Here is a 9,790-nt window from a genome sequence, read left to right on the forward strand (position 1 = left end):
GCCCGCGCCGCCTTCGAACGCGCCGTTCCCGCCGGGCGCGACGGATAATCGCGGGGTCTCCGTTCAATCCTTCGACAGGGTTGAACACCGGCCGCCGCGCGCGGTCCCAGGAGACCATCGAAATGAGAAAGACCATCATCGCCGGCGTCGCCGTCGCCGCCCTGGCCGTCATGACCGGCGCGGCCGCCGCCCAGACCGCCGCTTCCGCGCCGAGGGCCGAGGCGCGCCCTCATCGCCTGGCCGGGGACGCCGACCGCGACAGCCGGGTGACCCAGGCCGAGTTCGTCGACGGCCGCCTGGCGCGTCTGACGGCCATGGACGCCAACGGCGACGGCGCGGTCTCGCGCGAAGAAATGCAGGCCGCCCGCCAGGCGCGTCGCGCGGACATGGCCGACCGTCGCTTCGCGCGTCTGGACGCTGATTCCAACGGCTCCATCAGTCGCGCGGAGTTCGACGCCGGCATGGCCGCGCACGGCGCGCGGGGGCCGCGGGCGGAGCGGGCCGGTCGTGGCGGCGGCCGTCACGGTCCGATGCGCGGCGGCGCTCGCGACAAGGCCGAGCGCGGACCTGTCGTCATCGCCGACGCCCGCGCCAAGCTGACCGAGCAGTTCGCCCGGCTGGATGCGAACCGCGACGGCGTGGTGACGGCCGACGAGCAGCGCGCCGCGCGCCGGGCGTGGGCGGAACAGCGCCGCGAACGTCGGGCGTCCCGTCCGGCGCAACAACCGGCTTCCCCCGCTCCGGCTTCGGAGTAAGACAGGTGTCGGGGTCGGCCGTGATGGGCGAATCGGTCCCTGTCTTCGGCAACGCAAGAGGCGGGCTTGGTCGCAGTCGTCGACCCCGACGAGGATCTGGTGCGCCGCGTGGGTCAGGGCGATCCCGCGGCGTCGCAGGCCTTGGTGGCGCGCAAGCTGCCGCGCGTCCTGGCCCTGGCGCAGCGGATGCTGGGCGACGCGGCCGAGGCGGAGGACGTGGCCCAGGAGGCCATGCTGAAGGCCTGGCGCCAGGCGCCCAGATGGACGCCGGGCCGGGCGCGGTTCGACACCTGGCTGCACCGGGTGGCGCTGAACCTCTGTTACGACCGGCTGAGGCGGCGGCGGGAAATCCCCACCGACACGCCGCCCGAACGACCGGACGACGGTCCGGCCCCGGATCGGGGGCTGCTGGCGGCCGAGACGGGCGCGCGCGTCGATGCGGCCCTGGCCGGCCTGCCCGAGCGACAGCGCGAGGCCATCGTGCTGTGCCACTATCAGGAGTTGTCCAACATCGAGGCGGCCGCCCTGATGGACATCAGCGTCGAGGCGCTGGAGAGTTTGCTGTCACGGGGGCGGCGCGCCTTGCGCCTGGCCCTTGCTGACGTGTCGCCGAAAGGAGACGGATGATGACGATCGAACGGCTGAAGGCGCTGGCGCAGGCCTATGGCGCCGACTTGCGCCGCTGGCCCGCGTCGGAGCGGCCCTTCGCCGAGAGCCTGGCCGCGACCGACCCCGCCGCGCGCGCCGCGCTGGCCGAGGCGGCGGCGCTGGACGCCCTGCTGGCCGCCTCGCCCGCGCCTTCGCCCTCGGCGCAGCTGACCGCGCGGGTCCTGGCCGGCGCCCCCGCGCCGCGCGCCGCCCGGGCGCGCCGGGGTCGGCTGGCCTGGTTCCTGGGCGCGGGCTGGACGGCGGCGGCCTGCGCGGGCGTGGTCGCGGGCGTCGGACTGACCACGCATCTGACGGCTGACGAGCGGGCGGACGCGGTGCTTTACCAGGCGACGCTGAGCGGCGTGGACGACACCGAGGTCCTGGGATGACCGGGCGCCCGTTGAAGATCGCCCTGGCCGTTTCGGTGGCCCTCAATGTCTTCGCCCTCGCCGGCGGCGGCGCCTATCTGATCAGCCGCCAGCAGGTCGATCGCAAGGTGGAGGATCAGAGGCGGGGCGGCCGGCAGGGGCCGCTGACCGAGGTTCTGGCCGACCTGGACCCGGCCGCGCGTGATCGCGCGCGCCAGGCCATGCGCCAGTCGGCCCTGGCCGCGCGCCCCGACTTCGAGGCCGCCCGCACCGCCCGGCGCGAGGCGATCGAGGCCGCGGGCGCCGAGCAGATGGACGTCGCGCGGGTGCGCCTGCTGCTGGACCAGTCGCGCGCCGCCGAGTTGCGGGGGCGGGCCCGGCTGGAGAATGACGCGGTCTCGATCCTGGCCGGCATGGACCCGAAGGATCGCAAGGCCATGACGCCCATCCTGCAGCGCAAGAGCGACGCCCGTCGCGCCGTCGCCCGCAGGGACGACGAGGCGCACGGTCCGCGGTCGCGCTGAGCCGCGCGTGAGGTCAGCCCCGGGCGCGGAAGGCGGCGACGGCGTCGACCGCCGCGCGCGTCGAGGTCTCGATCCCGGCCCAGTCGCCCGATTTGACCGCCGCGTCGGTGATCAGCTTGGAGCCCATGCCGGCCGCCACGATGCCCGCGCCGAACCATTTGGCGATGGAGGCCTCGTCCGGGTCGACGCCGCCGGTCGGCATGATCTTGGCCCAGGGCATCGGTCCCTTGACCGCCTTGACGAAGTCCGGCCCGCCGACGGACGATCCGGGGAACAGCTTGACGATGTCGCAGCCCAGTTCGTGCGCCTCGCCGATGTCGGTGACCGAGCCGCAGCCGGGGAAGTAGGCGACCCTGCGGCGGTTGCAGACCTTGGCCACGTCGGGGACCAGGCAGGGGCTGACGACGAAGCGCGCGCCCCGGTTCAGATAGAGGGCGGCGGTGCCGCTATCGACCACCGAGCCGATGCCCAGCACGATGTCCGGGTCCGTGCGGATCAGTTCGCGATTGATCTCGCCGAACAGGTCGCAGGCGAAGTCGCCGCGATTGGTGAACTCCACCACCTTGGCGCCGCCGCGTGCGCTGGCTCGGATCACGTTCAGGCAGACCTCGGGATCGGGATGGTAGAAGACAGGGCACACGCCCTGGGCTTCCAGCGCCTGAAGCACGCTGACGCGGTCGGGGGTCATGGGCGGCATCCTCTGCAACGGTTCGCGCCCGACCTCCGATGTCGCGGCCGTGGCGTCAAGTCAAACCGCGTTAGCGGCCGCGCGTCAGGCCGCCTGTGCGGGTTCGCCCTCGGCGTCCCAGCCGTGCGCCTCCAGGGCCACGTTCAGAATGAAGGTCGAGCCCTCGCCGGGCGCGGAGCGGACGGTCATCTCTCCGCCCATCATCTCGGCCAGTCGCTTGCAGATGCTCAGGCCCAGGCCCGTGCCGCCGAACCGGCGGGTGGAGGAGGCGTCGACCTGGCTGAACGGCTGGAACAGCGCGGCCTGATCCTCCGGCGCGATGCCGATGCCGCTGTCGCGCACCTCCAGCCGCAGCACCAACCGGCCGTCGTCCCGTCGCCGACCCTCCAGGCGCAGTCCCACCTCGCCCGCCGTGGTGAACTTGATGGCGTTGGCCAGGAGGTTGTGGCTGATCTGGGCCAGGCGCAGCACGTCGGCGCGGACCAGCGTCGGCCAGTCGCCGGCCGTCTCGGTCACGAATCGCAGGCCCTTGGCCTCGGCCTGGGCGGCGAAGGGGCCGACCAAGCGCTGGGGCAGGGAGGCGGCCTCGACCAGGGCCTGGGACAACTCCATCTTGCCGGCCTCGATCTTGGTCACGTCCAGGATGTCGTTCAGCAGCACCATCAGGCCCTCGCCCGAGCGGGTGATGATCTGCACGAACTCGGTCTGGCGCGGGTCGAGGTCGGACAGGCGCAGCAGCTCGGCCGCGCCCAGCACTCCGTTCATCGGCGTGCGCAGTTCGTGGGAGATGACGCCCAGGAAGTTGGACTTGGCGGCGTTGGCGGCGTCGGCGCGATCACGCGCCTGCTCCAGCTCGGTGATGAGGGCGGCCTGGCGGCGGTTCACGGCCCCCAGCTCCTCGTCCTTCATCTGGGTGATGACGACCTTGATCAGCAGGGCCAAGCCCAGCACCGGCACGATGCTCAGCACCACCCAGAAGCCGGGCGTGCCCCACAGGCCCAGGATCAGCAGGATCACCACGACGGAATAGGGGGTCGACACGATCAGCGCCTCGCGCGGGGCCGCGCGCATCTGGGTGAAGACCAGGACGTAGCCGGCCAGCAGCAGGGCCACCCCGACCGCCACGCCGAACAGGCTGCCGGCGGTGAAGGACAGCCACGGCGCCGCCGCCCAGATGGCGCAGGATACGGTCGCGACCGCCAGCCGCAGCCGTGTGGGATTGGCGCCGCGCGGCCCCTGGCGGCCGTCGACGACCGCACGGATCAGCCCCGCCGCGGTGGCCAGAACGAACCAGGTTGCGGCGGTTCGGGTATCGGTGGTTGTCAAAAGCGCAAGCGACCAGCTGGCGATGATCCAGTAGCGCAGGTGGCCAGCGGCGATCAGCCGGTGCAGCAGGGGTCGGGGATCGTCGGCGGCTGAGGTCATCGTCACGCGCTCCTTGCCGACAGCTTTAGACCCATCACTAATAAGATACCGTAAATGTTGGACTTTTCTGTCGCCCTTATTGCGCTAGCGTACATTCTGCGGTGAATCGCGCGGCCTTATCGGCGCGACGCCTATGGGCTAGGTAGACGCCAGGGAGAACGCCGCCATGATGACCGCCATCTTCGTCTTCATCAAAACCGAGCTGGGCTACGCCAACGACGTGGCCGCCGACATCGTCGACAATGTCGAGAACGTGTCGGAGGTCTATTCGACCTCGGGCCAGCACGATCTCCTGGCCAAGTTCAACCTGCCGCGCGACGCCGACATCGGCACCTTCGTGACCAAGCAGGTCCAGACCCGCCCGCACGTGCGCGACACCTTCACCGTCATCACCTTTTCGCCCTTCCTGCCCGGCAAGGGCTGAGGTCAGCCGTCGCTGCGGCGGCGCGCCTTGTCCTTTCGTTCCTCGGCCTCGTCGTCGTCGCCGACCTTTTGCTCCACGGTCGCCGAAAAGCGCTGGAAGGCGCCCAGGCCGACCAGGACCAGGACCGACGCCAGCAGCAGGGCGGTGGGATAGATCAACTGACTGACGTCCGCCCGCGCGGTCTTGAACACCACCACCAGAGCCTCCAGGAACAGGGCGATGACGATGGTGGACAGGAATTTGGTCAGGCTGCGCCGGGCCTCGGCGGCGCTGCGCTTGTCATTGCCGCGCCGGACCTCGTCCTCGAAGATGTATTTGGCCACGTCGAACACGGCGATGGCGACGATGACGTAGCCCAGCACGTCCAGAACCGCGTCGGCGCCCGACTTTTCCGGCGAGCGGATGCTGTGGATGGCGTCGGTTACGCCGAAGCCGATCAGGGCCATGGCCGACAGCAGCAGCAACAGGCTGGCGCCGGCAAAGACGGCGCGGCTGAGATAGGTCATGGTCGGCTCCAGGCGGGCCTGACGAACGCGCGAACGGCGAAGCTGTTGCCGAGGCTTCCCCTACGTGACCGTAGCCAATCGAAACGCATCTGCTAACGTCGGCGTCAGAGGAAACGCGGGGAACACGCGAATGACCGATCTGGACGCTTTTCGCGCCGAGACGCGCGCCTGGCTGGAGGCGAACTGCCCGCCCGAGGTGCGCGGGCCGTTGGGCTCCGAGGCCGACATGATCTGGGGCGGGCGCGACGCCGTCTTCGCCACCCCCGGTCACAGGCTGTGGCTGGAGCGGATGGGCGCGCGCGGCTGGACCGCGCCCGAATGGCCCAGAGAATACGGCGGCGGGGGCCTGAGCCGCGAGGAGGCCAAGGTGCTGGCCTCCGAACTGCGCCGCATCAAGGCCCAGCCGGCGCTGAACAGCTTCGGCGTCTGGATGCTGGGGCCGGCGCTGCTGGCCTTCGGGACCGAGGAACAGAAGAAGCGTTTCCTGCCCGAGATCGTGCGCGGCGAGACCCGTTGGTGCCAGGGCTATTCCGAACCGGGCGCCGGCTCCGACCTGGCCTCGATCCAGACGCGGGCGGAGGATCGGGGCGACCACTGGATCGTCAACGGCCAGAAGATCTGGACCAGCTACGCCGACAAGGCCGACTGGATCTTCTGCCTGGTACGCACGGACCCCGAGGCGCCCAAGCATCTGGGGATCAGCTTCGTCCTGTTCGACATGAAGACGCCGGGCGTGACGACGCGGCCGATCACCCTGATTTCCGGCAAGTCGCCCTTTTGCGAGACCTTCTTCGACGATGTGCGGGTGGAGAAGGAGAACCTGGTCGGCACGCTGAACCGCGGCTGGGACGTGGCCAAGCATTTGCTGGCCCACGAGCGCACCATGATCGGCGCCATGGGCGAGGTCGGCGGCGGTCGGCCGGTGGGCCAGGTGGCGCTGGACGCCGTCGGCACGGACGAAGCCGGCCGGCTGGACGAACCCATGCTGCGCGCCCGCATCGCCGATCTGGAGATCGACCAGGCCGCCTTCCGCCTGGCGATGGAGCGCGTCGGCGATCAGGTGAAGGCGAAACAGGCCCATCCGGCCATCGCCTCGATGCTGAAATACTATGGGTCCGAGCTGAACAAGCGCCGCCACGAACTCCTGATGGCGGCGGGCGGGGCGGACGCGCTGGAATGGGAGAGCGAGCGCTCGCGCGGCGGTTCGGCCGCCCGCGACTGGCTGCGCACCAAGGCCAACTCCATCGAGGGCGGGACCAGCGAAATCCAGCTGAACATCATCGCCAAACATCTGCTGCAGCTGCCGGGAGCCTGAGCCATGCCCCTGATCCTGACCGAAGAGCAGACGATGCTGCAGGAGGCCGCCGACGGCTTCCTGGCCGAAAACGCCCCCATCGCCCACCTGCGCAAGCTGCGCGACGACCGCGACGCCGACGGCGTGTCGCGCGACCTGTGGCGAGCGTTCGGCGAGATGGGCTTCGCCGGCGTGCTGATCCCCGAGGAACACGGCGGCGCCGGACTGGGCGCGGTGGAGGCGGGCGTGATCGCCGAGAGCCTGGGGCGGACGCTGACGCCGTCGCCCTTCATGGGATCGTCGGTTTTGTCCGCCAAGGTGCTGGCGGACGGCGGGTCCGAGGCGCAGCAGGCCTGGCTGCCGAAGATCGCGGCCGGCGAGGCCATCCTGTCTTTGGCCGTGGACGAGGGCGCCAAGCACGCCCCGGCGAAGATCGCCACGCAGGCCGAACGGTCGGGCAACGGCTTTCGGCTGAACGGCGCCAAGGGCTTCGTGCTGGACGGGCACGTCGTGGACGCCCTGATCGTCGTGGCGAAGGCCGAGGAGGGGACGACGCTGTTCCTGGTCGATCCGAAGGCGCCCGGCGTCGAGATCGAGCGCACCGTCATGGTCGACGCCCACAACGCCGCGCGGATCGTCCTGAACGACGTCGCGGTCGATGCGGATGCGGTGATCGGCGAGGTCGGGAACGGCGAGACGCTGCTGAACGGCGCCCTGGCGCTGGGCCGGGCCTGCGCGGCCTCCAGCCTGACCGGCGCGGGCGACCAGGCCTTCAAGGTCACGCTGGACTACCTGCGCACCCGAAAGCAGTTCGGCAGGCTGATCGGCGAGTTCCAGGCTCTGCAGCATCGGGCGGCGCACCTGTTCACCGAGCTGGAGCTGGCCCGCGCGGCGACGCTGGGCGCGCTTCAGGCCCTCGACGCCGGTCGCGAGGACGCGGATATGGCCGCCTCGGTCGCCAAGGCCAAGGCCGGGCGGGTCGCCGAACTGGCCGTGCAGGAGGCGGTGCAGATGCATGGCGGCGTCGGCATGACCGACGAATTCGACGTGGGCCTGTTCATGAAGCGGGTGCGGGTGCTGAACGAACTGCTGGGCGACGCCGGTTTCCACAGCGAGCGGCTGTCGCAGGCTCAAGGCTTCTGAGATTCCGCCTGACCGCCCCCGTCCTTCGCGGTAAGACGGGGCCATGACGGACAGCGACCCGAATCTGGACGGCCCGCCCTGGGACGAGGACGTCGTCGAACGCGACGAGAACACCGACGACATGTTCGGCGCGCCTGCTGTCGAACCGGCGCCGGCGGCCGACACCACGCCTGCCGCCCCTCCGACTGCCGCGCAAGTCCCGGCCGAGGCCCCGAGCGATGACGGCGCCGCCTATCAGGTGCTGGCGCGCAAATACCGCCCGCGCACCTTCGAGGATCTGATCGGCCAGGAGGCGATGGTCCGCACCCTGACCAACGCCTTCGCCACCGGCCGCATCGCCCACGCCTTCATGCTGACCGGGGTGCGCGGCGTCGGCAAGACGACCACGGCCCGCCTGCTGGCCCGCGCCCTGAACAACGAGACCGACGCCATCGACAAGCCGTCGCTGGCCCTGACCGCCCACGGCCGGCACGACGCCGCCATCATGGCCGGCCAGCACATGGACGTGATGGAGATGGATGCGGCGTCGCACACCGGCGTCAACGACATTCGCGACATCCTGGAAAGCGTCCGCTATGCGCCGGTCGAGGCGCGCTACAAGGTCTATGTGCTGGACGAGGTCCACATGCTGTCGACGCAGGCGTTCAACGCCCTGCTGAAGACGCTGGAGGAGCCGCCCCCCCACGCCAAATTCATCTTCGCCACCACCGAGATCCGCAAGGTGCCGGTGACGATCCTGAGCCGGTGCCAGCGTTTCGACCTGCGCCGCGTCGAGCCGGAAATCCTGGTCGAGCACCTGGGCCGGATCGCCGACCGCGAAGGCATGCGGATCGAGGCCGACGCCCTGGCCCTGATCGCGCGCGCGGCCGAAGGCTCGGTCCGCGACGGCCTGTCGCTGCTGGACCAGGCCCTGGTCCAGGCCGAGGGCGGAGAGACGGTCAAGACCGAGACGGTGCGCGACATGCTGGGCCTGGCCGACCGCAGCCAGACCATCGCCCTGTTCGAAAGCGTCATGGCCGGCCGCACGCCCGAGGCGCTGGAGACCTTCCGCACGCTTTACGGCTTCGGCGCCGATCCTGTGCAGGTGACCAACGACCTGCTGGAACATTGCCACGCCGCCTCGGTGGCCAAGATGCTGGGGCCCAACGCGACGCGCCTGCCCAACGACCAGGCGCAGAAGCTAGCGGCGCTGGGCGCCGCCATTCCCGCCGCCACCCTGTCGCGCACCTGGCAGATGCTGCTGAAGGCGCTGGACGAGGTGCGGCGCGCGCCCAATCCGGCCGATGCGGTGGAAATGGCCCTTGTCCGTCTGGCCTACGCCGCCGACCTGCCGGGGCCGGAAGAGGCGCTGAAGCGTCTGCAATCCGGCGAGCCCCTTGGCGGCGGTTCGGCCCCGCGCGGCGGCGGCGGGAGCGGTGGGGGCGGCGGCGCGTCCGCGCAACTGGCCGCGCGGCCGGTCATGGCACCGGCCCTGCCCGATCCGCAGAGCTTCGAACAGGTCGTGGCCCTGATCGGCGAGAAGCGCGAGATCGGCCTGCAGATGGATGTCGAACGCTACGTGAAGCCGGTGTCGTTCAAGCCCGGCGCCATCGTCTATGAGAGCGTCCAGGGCGCGCCGGTCGAGCTGGCGCGCAAGCTGGCCTCGCGCCTGAAGGACTGGACCGGCCGCACCTGGCTGATCGCCGCCAACGGCCAGGGCGGCGGCGAGACCCTGATCGAGCAGCAGAGGAAGGCCCGCGCCGCCGAGCGCGAAGCCGTCGAAAGCGACGCCTTCATCCAGTCGGTGCTGACGGCCTTCCCCGGCGCGAAACTGGGCGAAATCCGCACGGTTGCGCCGACGGTCGTCACGCCGGAAATCCCGGATGAAGGCGAAAACGACGAGGATTGATTTCTCCCTCCCCTTCATGGGGAGGGGTGATCGCGTCAGCGATCGGGGAGGGGTTCGTCAGGGCGTGAGCGAGGCGTCATAACACCCCACCCGGTCTCGCCGCTGGCTCGACCACCCTCCCCATGAA

General features: G+C 70.6%; 11 protein-coding genes. 8 read left to right on the forward strand and 3 right to left on the reverse strand.

The genetic code is table 11. The features are described from left to right. The first annotated feature begins 122 nt into the window (after nucleotides 1–122). The 4 genes from B2U11_RS14480 (at nucleotide 123) to B2U11_RS14495 (ending at nucleotide 2,295) form a co-directional block, all read left to right on the forward strand. Nucleotides 123–755 carry an EF-hand domain-containing protein gene (locus B2U11_RS14480; protein WP_292072780.1) on the forward strand — a complete coding sequence of 211 codons (633 nt, stop codon included), beginning with the start codon at nucleotides 123–125 and terminating at the stop codon, nucleotides 753–755. Nucleotides 756–821: 66 nt separating this feature from the next. Then, entirely contained in the window at nucleotides 822–1,382 is a 561-nt protein-coding gene (locus tag B2U11_RS14485) for an RNA polymerase sigma factor (protein WP_292072782.1), read from the forward strand. Then, entirely contained in the window at nucleotides 1,379–1,792 is a 414-nt protein-coding gene (locus B2U11_RS14490) for a hypothetical protein (protein WP_292072784.1), read from the forward strand. Before B2U11_RS14485 ends, B2U11_RS14490 begins: the two co-directional genes overlap by 4 nt. Continuing rightward, complete coding sequence (locus B2U11_RS14495) at nucleotides 1,789–2,295, forward strand: periplasmic heavy metal sensor (RefSeq protein ID WP_292072786.1); 507 nt, start codon at nucleotides 1,789–1,791, stop codon at nucleotides 2,293–2,295. The genes B2U11_RS14490 and B2U11_RS14495 overlap by 4 nt, the downstream gene beginning before the upstream one ends. 13 nt (nucleotides 2,296–2,308) lie before the next feature. Here B2U11_RS14495 and B2U11_RS14500 read toward each other — a convergent pair whose 3' ends face one another. Continuing rightward, entirely contained in the window at nucleotides 2,309–2,983 is a 675-nt protein-coding gene (locus B2U11_RS14500) for a bifunctional 4-hydroxy-2-oxoglutarate aldolase/2-dehydro-3-deoxy-phosphogluconate aldolase (RefSeq protein WP_292072787.1), read from the reverse strand. Between the two features lie 84 nt (nucleotides 2,984–3,067). Further along, nucleotides 3,068–4,408: a sensor histidine kinase gene (locus tag B2U11_RS14505; protein WP_292072788.1), complete on the reverse strand. Its 1,341-nt coding sequence runs from the start codon at nucleotides 4,406–4,408 to the stop codon at nucleotides 3,068–3,070. A gap of 166 nt (nucleotides 4,409–4,574) precedes the next feature. On the opposite strand from B2U11_RS14505, the gene B2U11_RS14510 reads away from it, so the two are divergent. Continuing rightward, a complete protein-coding gene (locus B2U11_RS14510; protein WP_292072789.1) occupies nucleotides 4,575–4,832 on the forward strand; it encodes an Lrp/AsnC ligand binding domain-containing protein in 258 nt (85 codons plus the stop codon). A gap of 2 nt (nucleotides 4,833–4,834) precedes the next feature. Here the strand turns inward: B2U11_RS14510 and B2U11_RS14515 are convergent, their stop codons facing one another. After that, complete coding sequence (locus tag B2U11_RS14515; RefSeq protein WP_292072792.1) at nucleotides 4,835–5,338, reverse strand: GNAT family acetyltransferase; 504 nt, start codon at nucleotides 5,336–5,338, stop codon at nucleotides 4,835–4,837. Nucleotides 5,339–5,468: 130 nt separating this feature from the next. Between B2U11_RS14515 and B2U11_RS14520 the strand changes: the two genes are divergently transcribed. Genes B2U11_RS14520 through B2U11_RS14530 form a run of 3 tightly spaced genes read left to right on the forward strand, consistent with a single transcriptional unit; the run spans nucleotide 5,469 to nucleotide 9,663 of the window. Then, entirely contained in the window at nucleotides 5,469–6,653 is a 1,185-nt protein-coding gene (locus B2U11_RS14520; RefSeq protein WP_292072793.1) for an acyl-CoA dehydrogenase family protein, read from the forward strand. Between the two features lie 3 nt (nucleotides 6,654–6,656). Beyond that, entirely contained in the window at nucleotides 6,657–7,775 is a 1,119-nt protein-coding gene (locus B2U11_RS14525; protein WP_292072794.1) for an acyl-CoA dehydrogenase family protein, read from the forward strand. Between the two features lie 43 nt (nucleotides 7,776–7,818). Beyond that, entirely contained in the window at nucleotides 7,819–9,663 is a 1,845-nt protein-coding gene (locus B2U11_RS14530) for a DNA polymerase III subunit gamma/tau (RefSeq protein ID WP_292072795.1), read from the forward strand. The last annotated feature ends 127 nt before the right edge of the window (nucleotides 9,664–9,790 follow it).

It is taken from the genome of Brevundimonas sp. UBA7534, from assembly GCF_002479325.1.
Lineage (GTDB): Bacteria > Pseudomonadota > Alphaproteobacteria > Caulobacterales > Caulobacteraceae > Brevundimonas.

Bases quoted from the DNA above. Each gene is read 5' to 3' on its own strand.
- B2U11_RS14520 (WP_292072793.1), top strand. From the start codon at position 5,469: ATGACCGATCTGGACGCTTTTCGCGCCGAGACGCGCGCCTGGCTGGAG.
- B2U11_RS14525 (WP_292072794.1), top strand. From the start codon at position 6,657: ATGCCCCTGATCCTGACCGAAGAGCAGACGATGCTGCAGGAGGCCGCC.
- B2U11_RS14480 (WP_292072780.1), top strand. From the start codon at position 123: ATGAGAAAGACCATCATCGCCGGCGTCGCCGTCGCCGCCCTGGCCGTC.
- B2U11_RS14515 (WP_292072792.1), bottom strand. From the start codon at position 5,338: ATGACCTATCTCAGCCGCGCCGTCTTTGCCGGCGCCAGCCTGTTGCTG.
- B2U11_RS14495 (WP_292072786.1), top strand. From the start codon at position 1,789: ATGACCGGGCGCCCGTTGAAGATCGCCCTGGCCGTTTCGGTGGCCCTC.
- B2U11_RS14490 (WP_292072784.1), top strand. From the start codon at position 1,379: ATGATGACGATCGAACGGCTGAAGGCGCTGGCGCAGGCCTATGGCGCC.
- B2U11_RS14505 (WP_292072788.1), bottom strand. From the start codon at position 4,408: ATGACCTCAGCCGCCGACGATCCCCGACCCCTGCTGCACCGGCTGATC.
- B2U11_RS14510 (WP_292072789.1), top strand. From the start codon at position 4,575: ATGATGACCGCCATCTTCGTCTTCATCAAAACCGAGCTGGGCTACGCC.
- B2U11_RS14500 (WP_292072787.1), bottom strand. From the start codon at position 2,983: ATGACCCCCGACCGCGTCAGCGTGCTTCAGGCGCTGGAAGCCCAGGGC.
- B2U11_RS14530 (WP_292072795.1), top strand. From the start codon at position 7,819: ATGACGGACAGCGACCCGAATCTGGACGGCCCGCCCTGGGACGAGGAC.